This is a genomic window from Rhodobacter capsulatus, assembly GCF_052363175.1.
In the GTDB taxonomy this organism is placed as follows: domain Bacteria; phylum Pseudomonadota; class Alphaproteobacteria; order Rhodobacterales; family Rhodobacteraceae; genus Rhodobacter; species Rhodobacter capsulatus_D.
This window is the reverse complement of record NZ_CP198946.1, coordinates 3,065,294-3,090,109: the sequence shown is the minus strand read 5'-3', so window position 1 is coordinate 3,090,109 and position 24,816 is coordinate 3,065,294. Positions and strand designations below refer to the sequence as shown.

The following is a 24,816-nucleotide window of genomic DNA, read 5'->3' as shown; positions in this document are numbered from 1 at the left end:
TTGACCTGTGCGATTTAATATGGTTGGGATACATGTCAACTGAGGTTTACACCTACGCCCTGGAGGGTCAGCCATGCGCATCCTTTTCGTCCACCCCAATTACCACTCCGGCGGGGCCGAGATCGCGGGGAACTGGCCCCCGTCATGGGTCCCCTATCTTGCCGGTCACCTGAAAAAAGCGGGTTTCGACGACATCCATTTCATCGATGCGATGACGCTCAACGTGTCCCACGATGAACTGCGCAAGAAATTTGCCGAACTGCAGCCCGACCTGATCGGCGTGACCTCGATCACCCCCTCGATCTACGAGGCGGAAGAGACGCTGAAGATCGCCAAGGAAGTCGTGCCGAATGCGGTGCGCGTTCTGGGCGGCGTGCATGCGACCTTCATGTTCCGTCAGGTGCTGTCGGAAGCGCCCTGGGTCGATGCGATCGTCCGCGGCGAGGGCGAAGAAATCATGGTCGAGCTGGCCAAATGCGTCTCCGAAGGCCGCTGGCCGGAAGATCGCGCCTCGATCAAGGGTCTGGCCTATCATGACGGCACCGAGATCGTTGCGACGCAAGCCGCGCCGACGGTCAAGGACATCGACAGCCTGAAACCCGACTGGTCGCTGATCGACTGGAAACACTACATCTACATCCCGCTGGGTGTGCGCGTGGCGATCCCGAACATGGCGCGGGGCTGCCCCTTCACCTGCTCGTTCTGCTCGCAATGGAAATTCTGGCGCGACTACCGCGTTCGTTCGCCCAAGGCGGTGGTGGATGAAATCGAAGATCTGGTGACGAACCACGATGTCGGCTTCTTCATCCTGGCCGACGAAGAACCGACGATCAACAAGAAGAAATTCGTCGAATTCTGCCAGGAGATGATCGACCGCGGTCTGAACCACAAGGTCAAATGGGGCATCAACACCCGCGTGACCGACATCTACCGCGACCGCGACCTGCTCAAGTTCTACCGTGAAGCGGGCCTCGTGCACATCTCGCTCGGCACCGAAGCCGCGGCGCAGCTGAAGCTCGACCTGTTCAACAAGGAAACCACCGTCGCCGAGAACAAGGAGGCGATCCGCCTTCTGCGCGAGGCCGACATCTTCACTGAAGCGCAGTTCATCGTTGGCCTCGACAACGAGACCAAGGAAACGCTGGAAGAAACCTTCCAGATGGCCTGGGACTGGCAGCCGGATCTGGCGAACTGGTCGATGTACACGCCCTGGCCCTTCACGCCGCTCTTCCAGGAGCTGCGCGATCAGGTCGAGGTCTTCGACTTCTCGAAATACAACTTCGTGACCCCGATCATGAAGCCCAAGGCGCTGACCCGCGGCGAGCTTCTGGACGGCGTGATGAAGAACTACCGCCGCTTCTACATGCGCAAGGCGCTGTTCCACTATCCGTGGCGCGGCACCGGCTTCCGCCGCCGCTATCTGCTCGGCTGCCTCAAGGCCTTCCTCAAGGCCGGGGTGGGGCGCACCTTCTATGACCTCGGCAAGGCCGGCTATTGGGGCCCGCAGACCAAGGATACGGTCGATTTCCACTTCGACACCACCCGGCAGATCGCCGAGGCGCAGGTGGCCGACTGGGAAGCTGCCGCGGATCGGTCGCGCAAGCACAAGGAACGGCAGGAAGCGCTGCGCGCCCAGATGAAGGACCGCGCCGCCGACCGCAATACCGCGAACTTCGTGATGCCCGCGGATGCGGAAGACGAGTTCGACCTCTCGGCCGAAACGCACGAAGCACGCAGCGCCGAACATGCGGCGATGGCCTGCGGTGGCGGCAAAGACCAGATGGTCGACGCCGCGGAATAAGAAGGAGAGACGGCCATGAGCGGTGCCGAGCATGCGCCGCAGGATGACGAGCCCCGGATCGGGCCCAATGCCATCCTGCAAACGATCGGCGTGCTCGACCGCCACCTTGGCCGTGCCGAGCGCGACCGGATCATGCGGCTGGCGGGCGTGCCCGTCCCGCCGCCTGACTCGGGCATGCTGCCGGAAAGCCAGTGCCGGGCCGTGCATCAGGCGCTGCGTGTCGATCAGGGCGAAGCCTCCGAGGGTCTCTTGTGGCTCTCGGGGCTTGCGACCGGCGACTATATCCTTGCCAACCGCATTCCGGGGTTCGCCAAGGCGATCATCCGCGCGCTGCCGGGGTTCCTCGGCGCGCGCTTCCTTGCCTCTGCGATCACCAAACACGCCTGGACCTTTGTCGGCTCCGGGCGGTTCCGGGTGGAAAGTTTTCGCCCGCTGACCTTCCGCATCGATGACAATCCGCTGCGCGCCGACGCGGCTGAACGCCCCTCGTGCTTCTGGCATGCGGCTGTGTTCGAACGGCTTTTCGGCACGCTTGTCTGGCCCGAGGTGGCGGTGGAGGAAATCTCCTGCGCCTCGGTCAGCGGGGGGCCGTGCCTTTTTGTCCTGCATCCGCATGGCAAGAAAGCGGCTATGCCCAGCTCTGTCCACTCCGGCTGAGGCCCCTTCGGGCCCATGCCCCGCAACTTCCGGTGACCTGACCCCATGAGCGCCCAAGACCTTTCGCCCAGCCGCCGCAGCATCCCCGAACCGCGGGCGATGCTGGAACTGATCAAGCCGGTGACGTGGTTCCCGCCGATGTGGGCCTATCTCTGCGGTGCGGTCTCGTCGAACGTGCCGATCTGGGAGAACAAGGGCGTCGTCGTGCTGGGCATCGTTCTGGCCGGTCCGATCGTCTGTGGCATGAGCCAGGCCGCGAATGACTGGTGCGACCGCCATGTCGACGCGATCAACGAGCCGCACCGGCCGATCCCGTCCGGGCGCATCCCGGGCCTCTGGGGGCTTTATATCGCCATCGCCATGTCGCTTCTGTCGCTCGTCGTCGGCTGGCAACTGGGCAGCTGGGGCTTTGTCGCGACGCTTCTGGGCGTCGCCGCCGCCTGGGCCTATTCGGTCGAGCCGGTCCGGCTGAAACGCTCGGGCTGGTGGGGGCCGGGGCTGGTGGGTCTGGCCTATGAAGGCCTGCCCTGGATCACCGGCGCCGCCGTGCTGCTGGCGACCACGGACAGCTCGCCCGGCTTCCCGATCGTGATGATGGCGACGCTTTATGCGCTTGGCGCGCATGGCATCATGACGATCAACGATTTCAAGGCGATCGAGGGCGACCGCAAGCTTGGCATCAAATCGCTGCCCGCCGTCTACGGCCCGGAGATCGCGGCGAAGATTGCCTGCACGGTGATGGGGCTGGCGCAGTCGCTGGTCATCACCATGCTCTTCCTGTTCTCGAAGCCCTACCATGCCACGGCCGTTCTGTTCCTGCTCTTCGGTCAGTTCTGGGCGATGGCGGTCTGGATGCGCGACCCCGAGGGCAAGGCGCCCTGGTATAACGGCACCGGCGTCGTGATGTATGTCTCGGGCATGATGATCACCGCCTTTGCGCTGCGGGGCTTCACGGGCCTGCCGTCATGACCTTGGGCTGGGGCCAGATCGTCCGGCTGGGTCTTGTCCAGCTGTGCATCGGTTCGGTCGTGGTGCTGACCACCTCGACCCTGAACCGGCTGATGGTCGTGGAACTGGCCCTGCCTGCGATTCTTCCGGGCGCGCTCGTCGCGCTTCACTATGCGCTGCAGATGAGCCGCCCGGCCTTTGGCCTGCGCTCGGACACCAAGGGCAACCGCACCGCCTTCATCATCGGCGGCATGGCGGCGCTTGGTCTTGGCACCTTCCTTGCCGCGCTGGCCGTTGCGATCTATCCGCTTGCCGGATGGCAGGCGCTGGTGCTTTCGGTCTTGGCCTATGTGCTGATCGGCTTCGGGGTTGGCGCCTCGGGCACGTCGCTTCTGGCGCTGCTCGCCTCGGGCACCGACCCGCGCCGCCGCGCCGCGGCCGCGACGATCACCTGGCTGATGATGATCTTCGGCATTGCCGTCACCGCGGGTGTGGTGGGCAGCCTGCTCGACCCCTATTCGCCCGTGCGGCTTCTCTGGATCGTCGCCGCCGTGGCGCTGATCGCCGTTACCGTGACCACCGCCGCCGTCTGGGGGATCGAGCGCAAGCTTGGCGCCCCCGCGACCGAGGAAGCCTCGGTCAAGCTCATCGACGGTCTGCGCGAGGTCTGGGCGGAACCGCAGGCGCGACGTTTCACCCTCTTCATCTTCCTGTCGATGACCGCCTATTTCCTGCAGGAGCTGATCCTTGAACCCTATGCGGGGCTCGTCTTCGGCTTCACCGCGGGCGAGACGACGAAGCTGACCTCGGTGCAGCATCAGGGCGTGTTTCTGGGGATGGCCACGGTCGGGCTGGCGCTGTCGGGGCTGAAGATCGGCACCCTGCGCGGCTGGGTCGTGGCGGGTTGCATCGGCTCTGCCGCCGCCATCGCCGGGGTTGCCGCGATGGGGCAGGTCGAGGGCGGACGCATCCTGCCCGCGGTCTGGGCGCTTGGATATTTCAACGGCGTCTTCGCCGTGTCTGCCGTTGGCGCGATGATGTCGCTGGCGGGCGAGGGGCGCTCGGCCCGCGAAGGCACGCGGATGGGCCTTTGGGGCGCGGCACAGGGGATTGCGGCCGGGTTCGGCGGTCTGATGGGCGCTGGAGCGGCCGATGTGATGCGGCTGGTTTTGCCCGACGCCACGGCGTTCGGGGTGGTTTTCGGGGCGCAGGCGCTCCTGTTCATCGTCGCGGCCATGATGGCGACCGGCACGGTCGCAGCACGGGGCGCGGCACGGGTTCCCACGGTCATGGCGGGTGAATGAAATGAAATACGATGCTTTCGTGGTTGGTGGCGGCCCTGCCGGGTCTACTGCCGCATGGGATATGGCCCGCGCGGGTCTCAAGGTGGCTCTGCTTGACCGGGCCGGTCGCATCAAGCCCTGCGGCGGCGCGATCCCGCCGCGGCTGATCCGCGACTTCGACATTCCCGATCACCTGCTGGTGGCCAAGATCACCTCGGCGCGGATGATCTCGCCCACGGGCCGCTTCGTCGACATTCCGATCGAGAACGGCTTCGTCGGCATGGTCGACCGCGAGGATTATGACGAATGGCTGCGCGAGCGCGCGGGCAAGGCGGGGGCGGACCGGATCACCGGCACCTGGCTGCGGATCGAGCGCGACAGCGGCAAGACCGTCGTCGTCTGGCGCGACAAGGTCACGGGCGAGGAAATGAAGGCCGAGACCCGCGTGGTGATCGGTGCCGACGGCGCAAACTCGCAGGTGCGCAACGAAGTGCCCGCGACGAAGATCCCGCTGGTTTTCGCCTATCACGAGATCATCAAGGCGCCGACCAATGTTGCGAACTACGACCCGACGCGCTGCGATGTCTATTATGACGGCCGGATCAGCCCGGATTTCTACGGCTGGGTCTTCCCGCATGGCAAGACCGCCTCGATCGGCATGGGGACCGAGCTTCCCGATGTCAGCCTGAAGGATTGCACCGCGCTTCTGCGCGAGATGTCGGGTCTGGCGGGCGAGGAAACCATCCGCAAGGAAGGCGCGCCGATCCCGCTGCAACCGCTCGATGTCTGGGACAACGGCAAGGACGTGGTGCTTTCGGGCGATGCCGCGGGCGTCGTGGCACCCTCCTCGGGCGAGGGGATCTATTACGCCCATGCCGGTGGCCGCTATGCGGCGGAAGCCGCGATGGCCTTTCTGAAATCGGGCAAGCCTGCCGATCTGAAATTGGCGCGGGCCGGGTTCATGAAAGAGCATGGCACCGTCTTCAAGGTGCTGCGGATGATGCAGGACAAGTATTACCACAGCGATGAGCGCCGCGAGCGCTTCGTGTCGCTCTGCCATGACGTCGACGTGCAGCGCATGACGTTCGAGAGCTACATGAACAAGAAGATGACCAAGTTCCAGCCGATGAAGAACCTGAAGATCGGCTTCAAGAACCTGGCGCACCTGTCGGGCCTCGTGTCGCCGCAGTGGACCTGATCATGGCCGAGGAAATGATCCCCGCCTGGGTCGAGGGCGTGCTGCAACCCGTCGAGAAGCTGGAGGCCCACAGGAAGGGCCTGCGGCATCTGGCGATCTCGGTCTTCGTGACACGCGGCAACAAGGTGCTGCTGCAACAACGCGCGCTGTCGAAATATCACACGCCGGGGCTTTGGGCGAACACCTGCTGCACCCATCCCTATTGGGGCGAGGACGCGCCGACCTGCGCTGCGCGGCGTCTGGGGCAGGAGCTGGGCATCGTCGGGCTGAAGCTGCGCCACATGGGGCAGCTCGAATACCGGGCCGATGTGAACAACGGCATGATCGAGCATGAGGTGGTGGAGGTCTTCACCGCCGAAGCGCCCGAAGGCGTCGAGCCGCAGCCCGATCCGGAAGAGGTCGCCGATACCGAATGGGTCCGCATCGACGCGCTGCGCTCGGAGATCCACGCCAATCCGGAGCGCTTCACGCCCTGGCTGAAGATCTACATCGAGCAACACCGCGACATGATCTTTCCGCCGGTCGTGGCGTAAGATTTCGCCCGGGGGGCTTGCGCCCCGGGCAACCCGCGGGGGGCTCCGCCCCCCGCACCCCCCAAGGCGTATTTTGCCAAGGAAAAAGCCGGAGTGGGTTGAGCGTTTGATCGCTTCGCGGGGCGGATCCCCCGGGTTCCTCTTTATCTTGCTCCAAATATCTCGGGGGTCCGGGGGGCGGAGCCACCGGCGAGTCGCCTTGGCGCAGCCAAGGCGAAATCTCACCTCTCGAGCCAGTCCAGGATCATCCCCGACAGCCCGTCCGGTGCCACCTCGTGGATCAGGTGTCCGCCGTCGATCCGCCTGAGTGTGGGCAACGGCAGAAACCGCGCCGCATCGGCGGAAACATGGGCGGGCACCGCCTTGTCGCCATTCCCCGCAATCAGGAATACCGGCTTGGCGATTCGGGGCAGGGCGCCGATCAGCGGGCCGAGCTCCCATTGCGCCATCATTCGCAGCCCGCCATCCACATGCTCGGGGTTCTGGATCAGGAACGTGTATTGCGCCTTGCCCGCCGCGTCGATCGTGCTGCCGGTCATGTCGAGGAGCTGCCCGATCCTTTGGCGAGAGGCGCCGAACCGCGTCACCAGCGGCGCGGTGAAGGGCAGGGCGGCGAGGCCCCGCGCCATCATCGGGAAGATCACTCCCGCCACGCCCTCGAAGTGATCGAGCGCGGCGTTGACCCCCACCACCCGCGGCACCGGGGTGTCGAGCGCGAGCTGCAGCGCGATCGCGCCGCCCGCGGAATGGCCGATCACCGCCGCAGGCTTGATTGCCATCTGCTGACAGAGCTTCCAGACATCCTCGGCCATCGGCTTGAGGCCAAAGCGGTTGCGCGCGGTCGAACGCGAACAGCCATGCCCCGGCAGATCGGGCACGATCACCCGATAGCCCGCGGCCACAAGCCCCGGGATCATCTTGCGGAAACTGTGGCCCGAGGCGCCAAGCCCATGCAGCAAAAGCAACACCGGCCCGTCAGCAGGGCCGGTGTCTATCACCCACCAGTCGATGGGCCCGACCCTGTGGCGCGCTGCGGCCGACCGATAGGGCCAGTTTGCCGGCAGCACGCGTGGGTCCATCGTTACGCCTCCAGAGCCGCTCCCAGAACGTCGGCCATCTTGTGCGCCGTCGCCCTTGGGAGGGCAATGTAGTGGGCGTCCATGTTGCGGGCAAGGTCGACCAGCGCCGGATTGGGCCGCATCGCCGTGTCGATGATCACCGCCGGCATGCCGCTGGCCCGGATCGCACGGGCGACCTTGGTCGCCTGCTCGCCTGCGAGTTCGCGGTTCGCCGTGCCATCCAGCGCGATGTTTCCGCGACCGTCGGTCAGCACCGCGATCGTCGGCGTCATGCCGCGCGAGCGCGCCTGTTTCGCCGTCACCATCGCCATTTCAAGCCCGCTTGCGAGCGGCGTGCCACCGCCGCCCGGCAGGCCCTGCAGCTGCCGCTTCGTCTGCGTCAGCGAGCGGGACGGTTGCAGCAGAACTTGCGCCGCCGTGCCCCGGAAGGTGATCAACGACACATGGTCCCGCGCCGCATAGGCCCGGCCCAGCAGCAGTTCAACCGCGCCCTTGGCTTCGGAAAGCCGCGCCACCGCCGCCGAGCCCGAGGCGTCGACGGCAAAGATCAGCACGCGGTCGGACATTTCCTTGCGGCGCTTGATGTGGATGTCGGAGCTTTCGACCAGCAGCACCCGTTCGGTGCCCGCGGGCGCTTGACGGCGCCGCAGGCCCTGCCACGGCGCGGCCGAGCGCAGCGTCGCCACCAGATCGATCTTGGCATCGTCTTCCAGCTTGCCCTTGCGCGCAGGCAGGGGGCGACCGCGACGGTTGCCGATCTGCTCTTGCCCGGCACCCTGACCGCCCGAGGCCGCGCGCAACCGGCTGCCCATGTTCAGCGTTTGCAAGATGTTGTCGGGCAGCATCGCCCGGACGGCCTCGACCACGATCTCGGGCGGGATGCCGTCGAGCGGGTCGATCTGATCCTGTTCGTCCTGCTGGTTCTCGCCCTCGTTCTGTTCCGGCGGTTCCGGCGGCGGCGGGGGAGGGGGCGGCGGCGCGTCTTGCAGCGGCAGCGCCCGATGCGCCAGCGTCAGTTCCGCGGCGTGCAGCACATCCTCGGCCTCGACGGTGGTGCGGCCTGCCAAAGCGGTCAGGATCCGCGCCGCGGTCAGCGCCAGCATCGGCGCACGCAGGCTGGCGATGCCGAGCTGCCGACAGCCCTCGACAATCTCGCTGACGCGCTCCGCGGGCATCGTGACCTGGGGCAGCAGCTCGCGCGCGCGCTCGATCTGCGCGGTGTCTGGCAGAAGCCCCGGCCCGTCGATCGAGCGGACCTCGGAGAGATCGACGAACAGCCCGAGCCGGTCGGCCACCGCATGCGGCAGCGCCTCGTCGGGTTCGGCGGCTTCATCCAGCGCGATCAGTGCATGCTGGCGCACATCCAGCGCCTGCGCCAAGCGCGCGCCCAGCTTCGCCGTGCAGCGTTCCGCCATCGGCAGGATGAAGACGCTCGGCCGGTCCAGCATCCCGCCCTTCAGGACGGGTTTGCCGGAATGCAGCGTCTCGGCCACGTCGAGGCCACCATAAAGCGCGGAATCATCCACGTTCGGCGGCAGACGGCGCAGCGCCATCGGGAAGGGCAGCTTGGCCAGCGTGTCGGTGAAGGCCAGCCGAATGGGACCGGCGCGCGAGCGCAGCCACAATCCTCCGACCGCGGCGGGGTCGACCGTCAGCACCGCAAGGGCCGACTTCAGGCGTTCGTGGTCCATGTTACGGCAACGTTTCTTCGACCGTCCGGGCCACGCGGGCCGTCGAGCCAGCTTCATCAAGGGGATCGCGGCGCAGACGGTGCGACAGCGCCATCGTCGCCACCCGCTTCAGGTGATCACGACCAACCGCCGTTGCCCCTTCGAGCGCCGCAAGAGCACGGGCCGAGCGCAGAAGCGTCAGTTCGCCCCGTAGACCGTCCGACCCCAGCGCGATGCAGAGCGCAGCGCAGTCATAAAGCGCAGTATTGGGCGCCTCGACCTTCGGCAGACGTTCGCGCGCTTCCAGGATCTGGTTGCGGATGTCCATGTCTTTCGGACGCCATTCTTCCAGGAAGGCTTTCGGATCGGCGTCATAGGTGTCGCGGCGCCGGATCACCTCGACCCGGGTTTCGACGTCGCGGGGGGACAGAACCTCGACCGAAAGGCCGAAACGGTCCAGCAGCTGCGGCCGCAGGTCGCCCTCTTCCGGGTTGCCCGAACCTACCAGAACGAAACGGGCCGGGTGACGGATCGACAGACCATCGCGTTCCACCACGTTTTCACCCGATTGCGCCACGTCGAGCAGCAGGTCGACGATGTGATCTTCAAGCAGGTTGCATTCGTCGATGTAGAGATAGCCGCGGTTGGCGCGGGCCAGAAGACCCGGTTCGAAGGCTTTCTCGCCCTTCGAGATCGCGCGTTCGATATCGAGCGCGCCCACCACGCGGTCTTCGGACACACCCAGCGGCAGGTCGACCACCGGGGTCGGCTTGCGCACCACCTCGGTCGAAAGCACGGTGGCCCAGTCGGGGATCATGTCCACATTGGGCGAGGACACCGGGCAGCCCGCGACCGCCTCGATTTCGGGCAGCAGGGCAGCCAGCGCGCGCACGGCGGTCGATTTGCCGGTGCCGCGGTCGCCAAAGACCAGAACGCCGCCGATGCCGGGATCAACCGCGGTCAACAGCAGCGCCAGTTTCATGTCTTCCTGACCGACGATGGCGGAAAAGGGAAATACGGGTCTCGTCTTCGCCCCGGAGGCGGAGGGTTGAAGTCGAGCGACGGCGGTAGTCATGCAGTTTCCCTTTCCAAGACTTGGCTGGCGAGCGGGTCCTTGCCCATCCAGCTCCCCTCGGTCCCAAGCAGACGGAACCGGGCATAGAGTTCTTCGGTGAACCAACCTTCTTCACGCGCAGCGCGGATCGCCTTGCCATGCGGCGTGTCGCCGCGGGCAAAGGCATTCATCTTTGCCACATCCGGCCAGATCGAGAAAGTCACTTGATGGAAAAGGGGAATTTCCCCGATCCCGATCTTGAACATCAGGTTCTGATCCTCGCCGACTTTCTCGGAAATATTGGGCACGCGCGACCAGAAGGCATTGGCCTTGTGCGGTTTGATCGCGGCGCGGGTCAGCGCGACGACGGGTTCGTCGCCACTCGGCTCGGCGGCCTTTTCGGGCAGGAACGGGTTCACACCGCCCCAGGTGCCGCGCGCGGACAGCGGTTGCAGATGCAGCACCAGCGTTTCGGCCGCATGCGCGCGCCAGCGCTTCCAGACCGGGTGGTTCGTTGTCACGTCGCGGGCATCGGCTTCGGTATCGAAAGCCGCCATGATCGCCCAGACGCGCCAGTTCGGCTTCGGCGTGAAGCCCTCGCCGGTGCCCGATCCGCAAAGCTTGTAGAACTTCACCCGCGGCTCGTCGTTCAGGGGGCGACGGGACAGGATCATCTGGCTGATGACCCAGGGCAGCGAGCTTGTGCCGTCAAAACGGAACAGGCTGAGTGAGGCGACAGGCATCTACGTCCTCCCCTATGAAGTGTAACGCGATATTTACATCTGGCACCCTTGTAATGGAAGGCCTCAGACGTTTTGTCGCGAGACGGCGTCGACAGTTGTAAATCGGAATTGACGACCTATCATCCCCACAATGAAACCTGAAACTACCGAAGAAACCATGTCCAAGAACACAGAAGGTATGGGTCGCGCCGTTGTTATCGGTGCCAGCCTTGGCGGTCTTGCTGCGGCGATGCGGCTTGGCGCAAAAGGTTACAAGGTGACGGTCGTCGATCGTCTTGATCGGCCCGGCGGGCGTGGCTCTTCGATCACCAAGGGCGGGCATCGATTCGACCTTGGGCCGACCATCGTCACGGTGCCGGACCGCTTGCGCGAGCTTTGGGCCGATTGCGGGCGTGATTTCGACAAGGACGTGAGCCTTGTGCCGATGGAGCCCTTTTACACCATCGATTTCCCCGATGGTGAGAAATACACCGCTTACGGCGATGACGCCAAGGTCAAGGCCGAAGTGGCGCGGATCAGCCCCGGCGATGTCGAGGGCTTCCGCCATTTCATGTGGGACGCCAAGGCCCGCTATGAATTCGGCTATGAAAATCTCGGCCGCAAGCCGATGAGCAAGCTGTGGGACCTGATCAAGGTTCTGCCGACCTTTGGCTGGCTGCGCGCCGACCGCTCGGTCTATGGCCATGCCAAGAAGATGGTGAAGGACGAACATCTGCGTTTCGCGCTGTCGTTCCACCCGCTCTTCATCGGCGGCGACCCCTTCCATGTGACGTCGATGTATATCCTCGTCAGCCAGCTCGAAAAGAAATTCGGTGTGCATTACGCGATCGGCGGCGTGCAGGCGATTGCCGATGCGATGGCCAAGGTGATCACCGAGCAGGGCGGCGAAATGCGGATGTCGACCGAGGTCGACGAGATTCTGGTGTCGCGCGACGGCAAGGCGACCGGCATCCGTCTGATGGACGGCACCGAGCTTCCGGCGCAGGTTGTCGTATCGAACGCCGATGCGGGCCACACCTACAAGCGCCTGTTGCGCAACCGTGACCGCTGGCGCTGGACCGACGAGAAGCTCGACAAGAAGCGCTGGTCGATGGGGCTTTTCGTCTGGTATTTTGGCACCAAAGGCACGGCCAAGATGTGGAAGGATGTGGGGCACCACACCGTCGTCGTCGGGCCGCGCTACAAGGAACATGTGCAGGACATCTTCATCAAGGGCGAGTTGGCCGAGGACATGAGCCTTTATGTCCACCGTCCCTCGGTCACTGATCCGACCGCGGCGCCGAAGGGCGACGACACCTTCTATGTGCTCTCGCCGGTGCCGAACCTTGGCTTCGACAATGGCGTGGATTGGTCGGTCGAGGCCGAGAAATACAAGGCCAAAGTCTTGAAAGTGATCGAAGAACGGCTGCTGCCGGGCGTTGCCGACAAGATCACCGAGGAAGTGGTGTTCACGCCCGAAACCTTCCGCGACCGCTATCTGTCGCCGCTGGGCGCCGGGTTCTCGCTCGAACCGCGGATCCTGCAATCGGCCTGGTTCCGTCCGCACAATGCCTCGGAAGAGGTGGACGGGCTTTATCTCGTCGGCGCGGGCACCCATCCGGGCGCCGGTGTGCCCTCGGTGATCGGTTCGGGCGAGATCGTCGCGCAGATGATCCCCGATGCGCCGAAGCCCGAGACCCCCGCGGCGGCTGCGCCCAAGGCCCGGACGCCCCGGGCCAAGGCGGCGCAATGATCTCGACCGAGGATATGGAGATCTGCCGGGAGCTGATCCGCACCGGCAGTTACTCCTTCCATGCGGCGTCCAAAGTTCTGCCGGAGCGGGTGCGAAACCCCGCGCTGGCGCTTTACGCCTTTTGCCGGATCGCCGATGACGAGGTCGACGAGGTCGGTCATCGCGACAAGGCGGCTGCGGTGTGCAAACTGGGCGACCGGCTGGAGGACATCTATTCCGGCCGTCCGCGCAACACCCCTTGCGACCGCGCCTTTGCGGCGGTGGTCGAGGAATTCGAGATGCCGCGGGAACTGCCCGAGGCACTGCTGGAGGGTCTCGCCTGGGATGCCGAGGGGCGGTGGTATCACACGCTTTCGGACGTGCAGGCCTATTCGGCGCGCGTCGCCGCCGCCGTGGGCGCGATGATGTGCGTGCTGATGCGGGTGCGCGACCCCGATGCGCTGGCGCGGGCCTGCGATCTCGGTCTTGCCATGCAGATGTCGAACATCGCCCGCGACGTGGGCGAGGATGCCCGCGCCGGGCGTCTTTTCCTGCCGGTTGACTGGATGCTTGAGGAGGGGATCGATCCGCACGACTTCCTGCGCGATCCGCAACCCACCAAGGGGATCCGCCGGGTGACCGAGCGGTTGTTGAACCGCGCCGACCGGCTTTACTGGCGTGCGGCGACGGGGGTGAGGCTTCTGCCCTTCGATTGCCGTCCGGGGATTCTGGCCGCGGGCAAGATCTATGCCGCGATCGGTACGGAAGTGGCCAAGGCGAAATACGACAACATCACCCAACGCGCCCATACCACCAAGGGCCGCAAGATGTGGCTTCTGGCGAATTCCGCCATGTCGGCGACGGCGACCTCGATGCTGCCGCTCTCGCCTCGGGTTCATGCCAAGCCCGAACCCGAGGTGGCCTATCTGGTCGATGCCGCGGCGCATCGCAACCTGAACCCCGAACGGTCCGAGGTTCTGATCTCGGCGCTGATGGCGCTGAAGGCGCGGGACCGGGGGCTGGTGGTCGACAGGGCGTCCTGACGCGGGGCTTCGTGAGCGACCGCGACGGAAAGTCACTGGACGTGTGCGCGCCCCGGGTCCACAACGGGGCGTGTTCACAACCGGAGGCCATCATGAGCCTGACCCTGTTTGCCGTCTATTTCGTCGCCTGCGCCTGTGCGGGCGCGACCGGCGCGATCTTTCGCCCGGGCGCTTGGTATGACAGCCTGAAGAAGCCGAGCTGGATCCCGCCGAACTGGCTGTTTCCCGTTGCCTGGTCCACGCTTTACATCCTGATGTCGATTTCGGCTGCCCGCATCTCCGGGCTGGCGATGGAAAATGAATTGGCCGTGCTGGGGCTCGGCCTCTGGGCGGTGCAGATCGCGGTCAACACGCTCTGGACGCCGATCTTCTTCGGCCTGCACCGTCTTGCGGGCGGGATGCTGGTTCTGGTGCTGCTGTGGCTGAGCGTCTTTGCCACCTGCGTCCTGTTCTGGATGGTCGACTGGGTTTCGGGGCTGATGTTCGTGCCCTATGTGGCCTGGGTCACCGCCGCGGGCGCGCTGAACTTCAGCGTCTGGCGGCTCAACCCGGGCGAAAAGCCGATCGAGCTTTGACCTGACCCAAGCTTGCAAAGGCCCCGCCGGGATGACCGGCGGGGCCTTTTGTTTAGTCCCTGTGGGTCCATCCGGCCCGGCGCGGCACCCGCACGGCGAGCATCGGTTTCAGCACCGGCTGGCGGAACCGCACCAGATCCAGCGCCTCGTGCATCCCCACCGTTTCCTCGCCGTCGATCGTCGTCCGCATCAGCGCGCGCGAATAGAACGGCGCTTCGAGCAGCGAATAAACGCCTGCCGGATGCGCGCCCGGATCGCAGCGGGTTTCACGGCGCACGAACCAGGGCGTGCGCTTCATCTTGACGAGCGGGGGAGGGCTGTCGATCTCGCAGACCGAGCCATCGGGGTTGATCTGCACGGCGAGCGCCACTTTGGACCGGTCGAGCCGCGTCGCATCGTAGAAGCACACTGTCCGGTCTTTCAGCGGGAACCGCCCCCAGGTCCAGAACGAGAAATCTTCCTCCAGCGCCCGAGTGCCGAAATTGGCGTCGAAATAGCCATGCCCGGTCCATTTGTGCCCCGGCGCCAGATCGACCTCGACATCGGCGATGGGGGCAAAGGGGCGCCAGGTGTGGCCTGCATCGGGCGTAAGCCGCACTTCGACCCCGGTCACCGCGCGCGGTGTCAGCACGACCCGGCCCTTGAGCTTGCCCAGCTTCGGCAGCGCCCCCCATTCATCGACGTCGATGACGAGTTCCTTGCCGGTCCAGGTCAGCTTCGACGGCCCGACCTGAAACACATCGCGCGACTGCCGCAGGGCAGACCGGCCGCGGTCGGTCATCGTGAAGCGCCCGTCCGTGCCGGTCGTCACCATGTTGATGCAGCAATGGTTTTGCGGCTCGCGCCGCCCCGACCAGCGATACCACGGGCTGAAGACCGAGCCGATAAAGGCGATCATCGAGAAGGCCTTTTCGCCGTCGTCGGAAATGCCGTCGCAATACCACCAGGCGTAGCCGTTCGGCCCTACTTCGCGGCGGAAGTCCGGTCCGCCAGCAAGGCCCGTGCTGCATGCGTCCCGGAAGTCAGCGCCATGGGCACCCCGGCACCCGGGTGCGTTCCCCCACCCGCCAGATAAAGCCCCTTGAGCCCCGTCCGCGCCAAGGGCCGCCGGAACGTCGCCAGCGTCCCCTCCGGCGAGCCGCCGTAGATCGCCCCCAGCGAGCCCGGGAACCGCCGTGACAGCAGCGCCGGGGTTGTCAGCGCCTTGCTTTCCGGGTCCGGGCTGAAGGTCAGTCCCATCGCGGCGAGCATCGGGAAGGTGCGTGCCCTGCATTGTGCCTCCTCCTGAGGAAAGGGTTGATGGCCTGCGGGGCCGTTCATGATGATCTCGAAGCGCTCGATCTCCGGCACCGGGGCGGCCATCTCGCGGTCCTGGGCACAGATGTAGAGCGTGGGTTCCTCGGGCATCTCGCCCGCGCCGATCGGGCCGAATTCCAGTTCCGGATCGGCGGTGAAGAAGACGTTGTGATGCGCCAGATCAACGCCAATGGGCGTCGCGCCGAAGGCCCAGACCCAGGCGGACAAGCTCGGATCGGGGCGGGCGGATTTCTCCATCGAGGCGCGGGCGGCATCGCCCAGAAGCCCGTCGCGCAACGCGCCCGGATCGCCGTTGAAGATGCAGGCGTTGCAGGGGATCGAGGCCCCGGTCTCGATCTCGACCGCGGTCACCCGGCCTTCCTTGCGCACGATGCGCTTGGCCTTGGCGCCGTAATGGAACCGGACCCCCTTCGCCTCGGCGACGCGGGCAAGGGCGGCGGCAACGCCATGCATCCCTTCGCGGATCGCCCAGACGCCCTGAACCTCGGCCTGCCAGATCAGCGACAGCACCGCGGGCGTCGCCCCCGGACGGCCGCCGACATAGGTGGCATAGCGACCGAAGAGCTGCGCCAGCCGCGGGTCCTTGAAGGTCGCGCCGAGCAGATCGCGCATCGTCAGGCCGGGCCGCAGCGCCGGCCAAAGCTGCGGGCGCGTCACCGTTGCCGCAGCGATTCGCAGCAGATCCGGCTTCGGCGCCGCGATGACGGACTTGTGGAACGCCTCCCAGAGCCCGAGTGTCAGTCGATCGAAGCGGCGGAATGCCGCAGCTTCCTTGTCGCCTGCAAAGGCGCGGATCGCCTCGATATTGGCCTCGGTATCTGTGAAGAGGTCGAGCGAGGAGCCATCGGGCCAGAAATGCCGGGCGAGTCGGGGCAGGGGGATCAGCGTCAGATGTTCATCGGTGCGGGTGCCGCAGGCGGCAAAGAGCGCATCCAGAACATGCCGCATCGTCAAGACCGTGGGCCCCGTATCCGCAGGCCCGCCGGGGGTCGGAACCGCCCGCGCCTTGCCTCCGGGCGCGTCGCCCGCCTCAACAACCGTTACCCGCAGGCCCGCCGCCGCCGCACCGATGGCCGCCGCAAGGCCGCCCATTCCGGCGCCGATCACCACGACGTCCGTTTCACTCCGCATCGCTCGCTCCCGCACGCACCGCCATCCGCACCCCCTCGGGAGTGCAATTTTGTCCCATATTCTTGGGTGTAAGTTTCAGTTTACACAGGTAGGTGCGAATGCCAATGTGCGTCGTGACGCAGCGGAGGGCTCTGTCATGTCTCTGGATAAACGTATCGAGTCGGCGCTGCTTAAGGCGCTGTCGCCCGAAGCTTTGGGCGAATGTCCGCCTCTGCTTGCCACTGCGCTGCCCTATGGCGTGTTCCCCGGCGGGGCGCGGATCCGGCCGACGATCCTTGTGTCGGTCGCGCTCGCCTGTGGTGACGATTGCCCGGCCGTCACCGATGCCGCGGCCGTGGCGCTGGAGCTGATGCACTGCGCGAGCCTCGTGCATGACGACCTGCCCGCCTTCGACAATGCCGACATCCGGCGCGGCAAGCCGAGCCTGCACAAGGCCTACAACGAGCCGCTGGCGGTTCTGGCGGGCGACAGCCTGCTGATCCGCGGCTTCGAAGTTTTGGCCGATGTGGGGCACGTCAACCCCGACCGCGCGCTGAAACTGATTTCGAAACTCGGTCAGCTTTCGGGCGCCCGTGGCGGCATCTGCGCCGGGCAGGCCTGGGAAAGCGAATCCAAGGTCGATCTGGCCGCCTATCATCAGGCGAAGACCGGGGCGCTGTTCATTGCCGCGACCCAGATGGGCGCGATTGCGGCGGGCTATGAGGCCGAGCCGTGGTTCGATCTCGGCATGCGGATCGGCTCCGCCTTCCAGATTGCCGATGATCTGAAAGACGCGCTGATGTCGGCCGAGGCGATGGGCAAACCCGCCGGGCAGGACATCGCGAACGAGCGCCCGAATGCCGTGAAGACCATGGGCATCGAGGGGGCGCGCAAGCATCTGCAGGATGTTCTGGCCGGGGCGATCGCCTCGATCCCGTCCTGCCCGGGTGAGGCGAAGCTCGCCCAGATGGTGCAGCTTTACGCGCACAAGATCATGGACATCCCGGCCAGCGCCGAGAGGGGCTGATCGTGCCGAAGGACGACCACAAAGGCGCGACGTCCGAGCGGGCCTCGGCGCCGACAGCGACGGGAAAACAACCTCTGGTTCCGGGCCAGCCCGGGGCCGTGCCGGTGCAGCCGGGCCGGGTGAATTTCTTCACCCGCATCGCGCTGTCGCCGCGACTGCATGAGATTTTCGAACGCATGCCGCTGATGCGCCGGGTCACCCGGCGCGAGGGCGAAGCGCTGTTCGATGTCGTCTCGGGCTTCGTGCAAAGTCAGGTTCTTCTGGCCGTCGTCGAATTCCGGGTGCTGCACATTCTGGCCGGGGCATCGTGGCCGCTGCCGCAACTGGCCGAGCGCACGGGCCTGCCGGAAAACCGGCTGGCGGTGCTGATGCAAGCCGCTGCTGCCTTGAAGCTGGTGAAATGCCGCCGCGGTATGTGGCAGCTCGCCCCGCGCGGGGCTGCCTTCATCACCGTGCCGGGGCTTGAGGCGATGGTGCGCCATCACCCCGTCCTTTACCGCGATCTGGCCGATCCGGTGGCCTTCCTGAAGGGCGACACCGAGCCGGAGCTGGCGGGTTTCTGGCCCTATGTCTTCGGGCCGCTGGCGCAGGAAGACGCGGGGCTGGCCGAACGCTATTCGCAGCTGATGGCTGACAGTCAGCGCGTCGTCGCCGATGACACGCTGCGCATGGTCGATCTGCGCCGCGCCAAGCGGGTGATGGATGTGGGCGGCGGCACCGGGGCCTTCTTGCGCTCGGTCGCCAAGCAATATCCCGAGCTGCCGCTGACGCTGTTCGACCTGCCGCATGTGCTGGCCGTGGCGGACCGCTTCAGCCCGAAGCTCGACTTCGCGCCGGGCAGTTTCCGTGACGATCCGATCCCGCAGGGCGCCGATGTCATCACTTTGGTGCGCGTGCTGTATGACCATCCTGACAGCGTGGTCGAGCCGCTTCTGGCCAAGGTGCATGCCGCGTTGCCGCCGGGCGGGCGTCTAATTATTTCGGAAGCGATGGCGGGCGGCGCAAAGCCCGATCGCGCCTGCGATGTCTACTTCGCCTTCTACACGATGGCGATGAGCTCGGGGCGCACGCGATCCCCCGAAGAGATCAAGCAAATGCTTGAAAAGGCTGGGTTCTCGAAGGTTTCGAAGCCGCGTGCCCTGCGTCCCTTCATCACCTCCGTGATCGAGGCCGAACGCGGCTGAGATGGCCGCGTTCTGACCCCTTCCGGTGTTCGAGGGGCAGAAAGTCGCACATCCGTCTGTCGCAAAAGTGTCTAATCAAATTGACAGTCGGGCGTGTAAGTTCAATGATACACACAGGCGTGATCAGCCCGACTCTCCGGCTCGATCATACCGGGAGCAAGAAATGGAAACGCAAGTCGTCATAATGTCCGGGCCCAAGGCCATCTCGACGGGCATCGCCGGTCTGACCGACCCCGGACCGGGGGATCTCGTCGTAGACATCGCCTACTCTGGCATTTCGACTGGCACCGAGAAATTGTTCTGGCTCGGCACCATGCCACCCTTCCCGGGCATGGGATACCCGCTTGTTCCTGGCTACGAAAGCTTCGGAGAGGTCGTTCAAGCCGCCCCCGACACCGGCTTCCGACCGGGCGATCACGTCTTCGTACCCGGCGCAAACTGCTTTACCGGCGGTGTGCGCGGGTTGTTCGGTGGGGCCTCCAAACGTCTTGTCACGGCTGCGTCGCGGGTCTGCCGCCTCGATGCCGCGATGGGGCCAGAGGGGGCCCTGCTGGCACTCGCCGCGACCGCGCGTCATGCGCTGGCCGGTTTCGACAATGCTCTTCCCGATCTGATCGTGGGCCACGGCACCCTTGGCCGTTTGCTCGCGCGTCTGACCCTTGCTGCCGGTGGCAAGCCGCCGATGGTGTGGGAAACCAATCCTGCGCGTCGCTCGGGTGCGGTGGGCTACGAGGTTCTGGACCCCGAAGCCGACCCCCGTCGCGACTACAAGGCCATCTATGACGCTTCGGGCGCGCCCGGTCTGATCGACCAGCTCGTCGGGCGTCTGGGCAAGGGTGGCGAACTGGTGCTGTGCGGCTTCTATACCGTGCCGGTCAGCTTCGCCTTCGTCCCTGCCTTCATGAAGGAAATGCGCCTGCGCATCGCTGCCGAATGGCAGCCAGCCGACCTTTCGGCGACGCGCGCGCTGATCGAAAGCGGGGCACTCTCGCTGGATGGTCTCATCACGCATCGCCGCCCCGCGGCGGAGGCGGCCGAGGCCTATCAGACCGCTTTCGAAAACCCTGACTGCCTGAAGATGATCCTTGACTGGAAAGATGCAAAATAATGACTGACGCACCCAACCTGAAGGGATTTGACGCCCGCCTGCGGGAAGAAGCCGCCGAAGATCCGACGCTCGAAATCCCCGAGCATCCGCCGACCAAGAAAACGCAGATCATCGCGATCTACGGCAAGGGCGGTTCGGGCAAGTCGTTCACCCTTGCCAACCTCAGCCACATGATGGCCGAAATGGGCAAGCGCGTGCTGCTGATCGGCTGCGATCCGAAATCGGACACCACTTCGCTGCTGTTTGGCGGCAAGAACTGCCCGACGATCATCGAGACCGCGACGAAGAAGAAACTTGCGGGCGAAGAGGTGAAAGTCGGCGACGTCTGCTTCAAATCGGGCGGCGTCTTCGCGATGGAACTCGGCGGGCCGGAAGTCGGTCGCGGCTGCGGCGGCCGGGGCATCATCCACGGCTTCGAGCTTCTGGAAAAGCTCGGCTTCCATGACTGGGATTTCGACTTCGTCCTGCTCGACTTCCTGGGCGACGTGGTTTGCGGCGGCTTCGGTCTGCCGATCGCCCGCGACATGGCGCAAAAGGTGATCGTGGTCGGCTCGAACGACTTGCAGTCGCTCTATGTGGCGAACAACGTCTGCAACGCGGTGGAATATTTCCGCAAGCTCGGCGGCAACGTCGGCGTGGCGGGGATCGTGATCAACAAGGACGACGGCACCGGCGAGGCGCATGCTTTTGCGGAAGCCGTGGGTATTCCGGTTCTTGCCGCGATCCCGGCCGACGAGGAGCTGCGCCGCAAGTCGGCCGCCTATCAGATCGTCGGCACCCATGCGACGCCCTGGGGCAAGCTCTTCGAGGAGCTCGCGGGCAATGTCGCCGATGCGCCGCCGCTGCGGCCGCGTCCGCTGACGCCCGACGGGCTGCTGGGCCTCTTCGACACCGACGAGGAATACCGGATCGTCGATCTGGTTCCGGCGACCGACGAAGACCTGCGTGGCTCGAACGCCGCGCCGAAGAAATCTCTGGAAGTGATCTACGACGATGTCTGACTGCACTGCCGTTGAAGTCCGGGCCGCTTGCAAGGAGGGCCGGGCATGACCGATCTTCCTCAAGCCGAAGGCGGCTGTGGCGCGGGGGCCGAACGTCTGGCAGCGCAAGCCGCCGCTTCGGGCAATGCCGAGCTGATGGCGCGTTTCAAGGCCGACTATCCGGTCGGCCCGCATGACAAGCCGCAGACGATGTGTCCGGCCTTCGGCGCGCTGCGCGTCGGGCTGCGGATGCGCCGTGTCGCCACCGTGCTTTGCGGCTCGGCCTGCTGCGTCTACGGGCTGTCGTTCATCTCGCACTTCTATGGCGCGCGGCGTTCGGTGGGCTATGTGCCCTTCGATTCCGAAACGCTCGTCACCGGGAAACTGTTCGAGGATGTCCGCGCCTCGGTCCATGATCTGGCCGATCCCGCGCGCTATGATGCGATTGTCGTCATCAACCTCTGTGTGCCCACCGCTTCGGGCGTGCCGCTGCAGCTGTTGCCGAACGAAATCAACGGTGTCCGCGTTGTGGGCATCGACGTGCCGGGCTTTGGCGTTCCGACCCATGCGGAAGCCAAGGACGTGCTTTCGGGCGCGATGCTCGCCTATGCGCGGCAGGAAATCATGGCCGGACCGGTGCCTGCGCCGGTCTCGGGCCGGTCCGACCGTCCGACTGTCACGCTTTTGGGCGAGATGTTCCCCGCCGATCCGATGGTGATTGGGGCGATGCTGGCACCGATGGGGCTGGCTGTCGGTCCGACCGTGCCGATGCGCGACTGGCGCGAGCTTTATGCCGCGCTCGACAGCAAGGTCATCGCGGCGATCCACCCGTTCTACACCTCGGCCATTCGGCAGTTCGAAACCGCAGGCCGCGCCATCGTCGGCTCGGCGCCTGTCGGTCACGACGGCACGATGGAATGGCTCGCCAATATCGGCCGTGCCTATGACGTCTCGGCTGACAAGATTGCCGCCGCGCAGAATGCCTTTGGTCCTGCGATCAAGGGCGCCATTGCGGGCGCGCCGATCAAGGGGCGGATCACCGTTTCGGGCTATGAGGGTTCGGAACTGCTGGTGGCGCGTCTTCTGATCGAATCCGGCGCCGAAGTGCCCTATGTCGGCACCGCCGCCCCCCGGACGCCCTGGAGCGCCTGGGACAAGGACTGGCTCGAGGCGCGGGGCGTGGTGGTCAAATACCGTGCCAGCCTCGAAGACGACTGTGCCGCGATGGAGGGGTTTGAACCCGATCTGGCCATCGGCACGACGCCCTTGGTGCAAAAGGCGAAATCGCTCGGCATTCCCGCGCTTTACTTCACCAACCTGATCTCGGCCCGGCCGCTGATGGGGCCTGCGGGCGCCGGATCGCTGGCGCAGGTGATGAATGCCGCCATGGGCAACCGTGAACGCATGGGCAAGATGAAGGCCTTCTTCGAGGGCGTGGGCGAGGGTGACACGGCCGGGATCTGGCAGGATACGCCGAAGCTTTACCCCGACTTCCGCGAACAACAGCGCAAGAAGATGGAAAAAGCCGCCAAACTGGCCAAAGCCGAGGAGATGATCTGATGTTTCTCCTCGATCACGACAGGGCAGGGGGCTATTGGGGCGCGGTTTATACGTTCTGCGCCGTCAAGGGCCTGCAAGTGGTCATCGATGGTCCGGTGGGCTGCGAAAACCTGCCGGTGACCTCGGTGCTGCATTACACCGACGGGCTGCCGCCGCATGAATTGCCGATCGTCGTCACCGGTCTCGGTGAGGCCGAGCTGGGTCGCGACGGCACCGAAGGCGCGATGAGTCGGGCGTGGAAGACGCTCGATCCGCTGCTGCCCTCGGTCGTCGTCACCGGCTCGATCGCCGAGATGATCGGCGGCGGCGTGACGCCGCAGGGCACGAACCTGCAACGCTTCCTTGCCCGCACCATCGACGAAGACCAGTGGCAATGCGCCGACCGCGCGATGACCTGGCTTTTCACCGAATACGGCATGACCAAAGGCCGGATGCCGGGCGAGCGTTTGCGGCCCGAAGGGGCGAAGCCGCGGGTCAACATCCTGGGGCCGATGTATGGCGCCTTCAACATGGCCTCGGACCTGCACGAGATTCGCCGTCTGGTTGAGGGAATCGGCGCCGAGGTGAACATGGTCTTCCCGCTCGGGACTCACCTGAGCGAGGTCCGCAACCTCGTGAATGCCGATGTGAACGTCGTCATGTACCGCGAATTCGGCCGGAACCTGGCAGAGATTCTCGGCAAACCCTATCTGCAGGCGCCGATCGGGCTTGAGAGCACGACAAAGTTCCTGCGCAGCCTTGGCGAACTGCTCGGATTGGACCCCGAGCCCTTCATCGAGCGCGAAAAACATGCAACTTTGAAGCCCTTGTGGGATCTGTGGCGATCTGTCACGCAAGACTTCTTTGCGACGGCGAGCTTCGGAATCTGCGCCACCGAGACCTATGCCCGCGGCATAAAAGCCTATCTCGAGGGCGATCTGGGCCTGCCTTGCGCCTTTGCGGTGGCCCGAAAGGCCGGAGAGAAGACGAAAAGCGACGAAGTTCGCGGTTTGATCCGCCAAACTCGCCCCTTGGTTGTGTTCGGCTCGATCAACGAGAAGATTTATCTGGCCGAAACCAAGGCAGGCCACGGCCCTGCGGCCTCGTTCGTGCCCGCTTCCTTCCCCGGCGCGGCGATCCGCCGCGCGACGGGCACCCCCTTCATGGGTTACATGGGTAGCGTCTACCTGCTGCAAGAAATCTGTAACGGACTGTTCGACGCGCTGTTCAATATCCTGCCGCTTGCTTCCGAAATGGACAGCGCTGCGGCAACACCGGCAACCTTGCGTCGTGACATGCCCTGGGATGCGGATGCGCAGGCGGCTCTGGACCGGATCGTGTCGCAACACCCGGTTCTGACACGGATTTCGGCGGCCAAGTCGCTGCGTGACGCGGCCGAGAAGGTGGCTCTCGATCAGGGGGCTGAAAGAGTGGTTCTTGAAATGGTCGAAGCCCTTGGGGATGCGACCATGGATCGGAAGGGGGGGAACTGAAATGCAAAGCCAGCGTCTTCGCGCTCATGGGGTCCAACATGTCGACCGTGTGCCGCGTCCCGAGTTCGCGCTTTACTTTTCGCTGATCCTGATCGTCGCGGTGCCCTTCGCGCTGGTCGGCTGGGTCATGTCCCTGGTGCGCGAGCGCCGTCTTCCCGAGTGCGGGCCCTTCGCCCGCGCCTGGCGCGAGGCAGGCGAGATCACGCCCGAGATTTTCCGGCCCTGAGCCGGTACGGAATTCCGGCGGGGGCCATAGCCCCGTCGGGTCAAGTTCTCCACGGGTGGGATGAGCCCCTCGTGGTGGAAATGCGGGATGGCAGGTGCCATTTCGTTTGCCCAGCCGCAGGGAATGCGGCGTCAGTCTGCCAATCCGGAGGTTGTTATGGCTGATAAGAACGACCTGAGCTTCACAGGTCTTACCGACGAGCAAGCGCAAGAACTGCATGCCGTCTACATGAGCGGGCTGTCGGCGTTCATCGCCGTCGCGGTGCTCGCCCATCTGGCGGTCATGATCTGGCGTCCGTGGTTCTGAGGAGAAACTGAAAATGTCCAAGTTCTACAAAATCTGGCTCGTTTTCGACCCCCGTCGCGTGTTCGTGGCTCAGGGCGTGTTCCTGTTCCTGCTCGCGGTGCTGATCCACCTGATCCTGCTCTCGACCCCCGCTTTCAACTGGCTGACCGTTGCCACTGCCAAGCATGGCTACGTGGCTGCTGCCCAGTAAGCGTTACTGAGCGTTGCGGGCGGGGCGAGACCCTCGCCCCG

The 24,816-nt window shown here is 65.2% G+C and carries 24 protein-coding genes; 18 read left to right on the top strand and 6 right to left on the bottom strand.

Going from position 1 to position 24,816, the window contains the following annotated elements:
* Positions 1-73 precede the first annotated feature (73 nt).
* The 6 genes from bchE to idi are packed head-to-tail and all read left to right on the top strand — an operon-like array spanning position 74 to position 6,420.
* On the top strand, positions 74-1,801 hold the full coding sequence (bchE, locus tag ACTTAI_RS16035) for a magnesium-protoporphyrin IX monomethyl ester anaerobic oxidative cyclase (RefSeq protein ID WP_444452512.1): 1,728 nt from the start codon (positions 74-76) through the stop codon (positions 1,799-1,801).
* 15 nt (positions 1,802-1,816) lie between these two features.
* Positions 1,817-2,458: a bacteriochlorophyll 4-vinyl reductase gene (gene bchJ, locus ACTTAI_RS16030; protein ID WP_444452511.1), complete on the top strand. Its 642-nt coding sequence runs from the start codon at positions 1,817-1,819 to the stop codon at positions 2,456-2,458.
* A gap of 45 nt (positions 2,459-2,503) precedes the next feature.
* Positions 2,504-3,427, top strand: a complete 924-nt coding sequence (chlG, locus tag ACTTAI_RS16025; protein WP_444452510.1) for a chlorophyll synthase ChlG — start codon at positions 2,504-2,506, stop codon at positions 3,425-3,427.
* Entirely contained in the window at positions 3,424-4,710 is a 1,287-nt protein-coding gene (locus tag ACTTAI_RS16020; protein WP_444452509.1) for a BCD family MFS transporter, read from the top strand. The genes chlG and ACTTAI_RS16020 overlap by 4 nt, the downstream gene beginning before the upstream one ends.
* Position 4,711: 1 nt before the next feature.
* Positions 4,712-5,887: a geranylgeranyl diphosphate reductase gene (locus tag ACTTAI_RS16015; RefSeq protein ID WP_110805086.1), complete on the top strand. Its 1,176-nt coding sequence runs from the start codon at positions 4,712-4,714 to the stop codon at positions 5,885-5,887.
* Positions 5,888-5,889: 2 nt separating this feature from the next.
* A complete protein-coding gene (gene idi, locus ACTTAI_RS16010; protein ID WP_444452508.1) occupies positions 5,890-6,420 on the top strand; it encodes an isopentenyl-diphosphate Delta-isomerase in 531 nt (176 codons plus the stop codon).
* 221 nt (positions 6,421-6,641) lie between these two features.
* On the opposite strand, the gene bchO is transcribed toward idi, so the two are convergent.
* The 4 genes from bchO to crtA are packed head-to-tail and all read right to left on the bottom strand — an operon-like array spanning position 6,642 to position 10,966.
* The gene (gene bchO, locus ACTTAI_RS16005) at positions 6,642-7,499 is read right to left on the bottom strand and encodes an alpha/beta fold hydrolase BchO (protein ID WP_444452507.1); all 858 of its coding nucleotides are present in this window, start codon (positions 7,497-7,499) and stop codon (positions 6,642-6,644) included.
* A 2-nt stretch (positions 7,500-7,501) separates the two neighbouring features.
* Positions 7,502-9,190, bottom strand: a complete 1,689-nt coding sequence (locus ACTTAI_RS16000) for a magnesium chelatase subunit D (RefSeq protein WP_444452506.1) — start codon at positions 9,188-9,190, stop codon at positions 7,502-7,504.
* Between the two features lies 1 nt (position 9,191).
* A complete protein-coding gene (gene bchI / locus ACTTAI_RS15995) occupies positions 9,192-10,244 on the bottom strand; it encodes a magnesium chelatase ATPase subunit I (protein ID WP_444452505.1) in 1,053 nt (350 codons plus the stop codon).
* Positions 10,241-10,966 (bottom strand): spheroidene monooxygenase, encoded by a 726-nt coding sequence (gene crtA / locus ACTTAI_RS15990; RefSeq protein WP_444452504.1) that lies wholly within the window; start codon positions 10,964-10,966, stop codon positions 10,241-10,243. The genes bchI and crtA overlap by 4 nt, the downstream gene beginning before the upstream one ends.
* A 157-nt stretch (positions 10,967-11,123) precedes the next feature.
* Between crtA and ACTTAI_RS15985 the strand changes: the two genes are divergently transcribed.
* From ACTTAI_RS15985 to tspO, 3 genes are all read left to right on the top strand, one after another.
* On the top strand, positions 11,124-12,698 hold the full coding sequence (locus ACTTAI_RS15985) for a phytoene desaturase (RefSeq protein WP_444452503.1): 1,575 nt from the start codon (positions 11,124-11,126) through the stop codon (positions 12,696-12,698).
* Positions 12,695-13,720 (top strand): 15-cis-phytoene synthase, encoded by a 1,026-nt coding sequence (crtB, locus tag ACTTAI_RS15980; protein ID WP_444452502.1) that lies wholly within the window; start codon positions 12,695-12,697, stop codon positions 13,718-13,720. Before ACTTAI_RS15985 ends, crtB begins: the two co-directional genes overlap by 4 nt.
* A gap of 92 nt (positions 13,721-13,812) precedes the next feature.
* Positions 13,813-14,295, top strand: coding sequence for a tryptophan-rich sensory protein TspO (gene tspO / locus ACTTAI_RS15975; protein WP_444452501.1), 483 nt, complete (start codon positions 13,813-13,815; stop codon positions 14,293-14,295).
* Between the two features lie 52 nt (positions 14,296-14,347).
* Here tspO and crtC read toward each other — a convergent pair whose 3' ends face one another.
* Both crtC and crtD read right to left on the bottom strand, forming a co-directional pair.
* Complete coding sequence (gene crtC, locus ACTTAI_RS15970) at positions 14,348-15,193, bottom strand: carotenoid 1,2-hydratase (protein ID WP_444452500.1); 846 nt, start codon at positions 15,191-15,193, stop codon at positions 14,348-14,350.
* A 65-nt stretch (positions 15,194-15,258) separates the two neighbouring features.
* Entirely contained in the window at positions 15,259-16,743 is a 1,485-nt protein-coding gene (gene crtD / locus ACTTAI_RS15965; RefSeq protein ID WP_444452499.1) for a 1-hydroxycarotenoid 3,4-desaturase CrtD, read from the bottom strand.
* Positions 16,744-16,879: 136 nt separating this feature from the next.
* Here crtD and ACTTAI_RS15960 point away from each other — a divergent pair, with 136 nt between their 5' ends.
* The 9 genes from ACTTAI_RS15960 to pufA all read left to right on the top strand — a co-directional run bounded on the left by ACTTAI_RS15960 (position 16,880) and on the right by pufA (position 24,775).
* Positions 16,880-17,749, top strand: a complete 870-nt coding sequence (locus tag ACTTAI_RS15960) for a polyprenyl synthetase family protein (protein WP_444452498.1) — start codon at positions 16,880-16,882, stop codon at positions 17,747-17,749.
* A 2-nt stretch (positions 17,750-17,751) separates the two neighbouring features.
* The gene (locus tag ACTTAI_RS15955) at positions 17,752-18,933 is read left to right on the top strand and encodes a methyltransferase (protein ID WP_444452497.1); all 1,182 of its coding nucleotides are present in this window, start codon (positions 17,752-17,754) and stop codon (positions 18,931-18,933) included.
* Between the two features lie 163 nt (positions 18,934-19,096).
* Positions 19,097-20,041, top strand: coding sequence for a chlorophyll synthesis pathway protein BchC (bchC, locus tag ACTTAI_RS15950; protein WP_444452496.1), 945 nt, complete (start codon positions 19,097-19,099; stop codon positions 20,039-20,041).
* Entirely contained in the window at positions 20,041-21,042 is a 1,002-nt protein-coding gene (locus tag ACTTAI_RS15945; protein WP_444452495.1) for a chlorophyllide a reductase iron protein subunit X, read from the top strand. Before bchC ends, ACTTAI_RS15945 begins: the two co-directional genes overlap by 1 nt.
* A 45-nt stretch (positions 21,043-21,087) precedes the next feature.
* Entirely contained in the window at positions 21,088-22,581 is a 1,494-nt protein-coding gene (gene bchY, locus ACTTAI_RS15940) for a chlorophyllide a reductase subunit Y (RefSeq protein WP_444452494.1), read from the top strand.
* The gene (bchZ, locus tag ACTTAI_RS15935) at positions 22,581-24,053 is read left to right on the top strand and encodes a chlorophyllide a reductase subunit Z (RefSeq protein WP_444452493.1); all 1,473 of its coding nucleotides are present in this window, start codon (positions 22,581-22,583) and stop codon (positions 24,051-24,053) included. The genes bchY and bchZ overlap by 1 nt, the downstream gene beginning before the upstream one ends.
* Position 24,054: 1 nt before the next feature.
* Positions 24,055-24,279 (top strand): cytochrome PufQ, encoded by a 225-nt coding sequence (pufQ, locus tag ACTTAI_RS15930; RefSeq protein ID WP_444452492.1) that lies wholly within the window; start codon positions 24,055-24,057, stop codon positions 24,277-24,279.
* Positions 24,280-24,435: 156 nt separating this feature from the next.
* The gene (pufB, locus tag ACTTAI_RS15925) at positions 24,436-24,585 is read left to right on the top strand and encodes a light-harvesting antenna LH1, beta subunit (RefSeq protein WP_013066435.1); all 150 of its coding nucleotides are present in this window, start codon (positions 24,436-24,438) and stop codon (positions 24,583-24,585) included.
* A 13-nt stretch (positions 24,586-24,598) separates the two neighbouring features.
* Entirely contained in the window at positions 24,599-24,775 is a 177-nt protein-coding gene (gene pufA / locus ACTTAI_RS15920) for a light-harvesting antenna LH1, alpha subunit (protein ID WP_013066436.1), read from the top strand.
* Positions 24,776-24,816 lie beyond the last annotated feature (41 nt).

Bases quoted from the DNA above. Each gene is read 5' to 3' on its own strand.
- bchE (WP_444452512.1), top strand. From the start codon at position 74: ATGCGCATCCTTTTCGTCCACCCCAATTACCACTCCGGCGGGGCCGAG.
- bchJ (WP_444452511.1), top strand. From the start codon at position 1,817: ATGAGCGGTGCCGAGCATGCGCCGCAGGATGACGAGCCCCGGATCGGG.
- chlG (WP_444452510.1), top strand. From the start codon at position 2,504: ATGAGCGCCCAAGACCTTTCGCCCAGCCGCCGCAGCATCCCCGAACCG.
- ACTTAI_RS16020 (WP_444452509.1), top strand. From the start codon at position 3,424: ATGACCTTGGGCTGGGGCCAGATCGTCCGGCTGGGTCTTGTCCAGCTG.
- ACTTAI_RS16015 (WP_110805086.1), top strand. From the start codon at position 4,712: ATGAAATACGATGCTTTCGTGGTTGGTGGCGGCCCTGCCGGGTCTACT.
- idi (WP_444452508.1), top strand. From the start codon at position 5,890: ATGGCCGAGGAAATGATCCCCGCCTGGGTCGAGGGCGTGCTGCAACCC.
- bchO (WP_444452507.1), bottom strand. From the start codon at position 7,499: ATGGACCCACGCGTGCTGCCGGCAAACTGGCCCTATCGGTCGGCCGCA.
- ACTTAI_RS16000 (WP_444452506.1), bottom strand. From the start codon at position 9,190: ATGGACCACGAACGCCTGAAGTCGGCCCTTGCGGTGCTGACGGTCGAC.
- bchI (WP_444452505.1), bottom strand. From the start codon at position 10,244: ATGACTACCGCCGTCGCTCGACTTCAACCCTCCGCCTCCGGGGCGAAG.
- crtA (WP_444452504.1), bottom strand. From the start codon at position 10,966: ATGCCTGTCGCCTCACTCAGCCTGTTCCGTTTTGACGGCACAAGCTCG.
- ACTTAI_RS15985 (WP_444452503.1), top strand. From the start codon at position 11,124: ATGTCCAAGAACACAGAAGGTATGGGTCGCGCCGTTGTTATCGGTGCC.
- crtB (WP_444452502.1), top strand. From the start codon at position 12,695: ATGATCTCGACCGAGGATATGGAGATCTGCCGGGAGCTGATCCGCACC.
- tspO (WP_444452501.1), top strand. From the start codon at position 13,813: ATGAGCCTGACCCTGTTTGCCGTCTATTTCGTCGCCTGCGCCTGTGCG.
- crtC (WP_444452500.1), bottom strand. From the start codon at position 15,193: ATGATCGCCTTTATCGGCTCGGTCTTCAGCCCGTGGTATCGCTGGTCG.
- crtD (WP_444452499.1), bottom strand. From the start codon at position 16,743: ATGCGGAGTGAAACGGACGTCGTGGTGATCGGCGCCGGAATGGGCGGC.
- ACTTAI_RS15960 (WP_444452498.1), top strand. From the start codon at position 16,880: ATGTCTCTGGATAAACGTATCGAGTCGGCGCTGCTTAAGGCGCTGTCG.
- bchC (WP_444452496.1), top strand. From the start codon at position 19,097: ATGGAAACGCAAGTCGTCATAATGTCCGGGCCCAAGGCCATCTCGACG.
- ACTTAI_RS15945 (WP_444452495.1), top strand. From the start codon at position 20,041: ATGACTGACGCACCCAACCTGAAGGGATTTGACGCCCGCCTGCGGGAA.
- bchY (WP_444452494.1), top strand. From the start codon at position 21,088: ATGACCGATCTTCCTCAAGCCGAAGGCGGCTGTGGCGCGGGGGCCGAA.
- bchZ (WP_444452493.1), top strand. From the start codon at position 22,581: ATGTTTCTCCTCGATCACGACAGGGCAGGGGGCTATTGGGGCGCGGTT.
- pufQ (WP_444452492.1), top strand. From the start codon at position 24,055: ATGCAAAGCCAGCGTCTTCGCGCTCATGGGGTCCAACATGTCGACCGT.
- pufB (WP_013066435.1), top strand. From the start codon at position 24,436: ATGGCTGATAAGAACGACCTGAGCTTCACAGGTCTTACCGACGAGCAA.
- pufA (WP_013066436.1), top strand. From the start codon at position 24,599: ATGTCCAAGTTCTACAAAATCTGGCTCGTTTTCGACCCCCGTCGCGTG.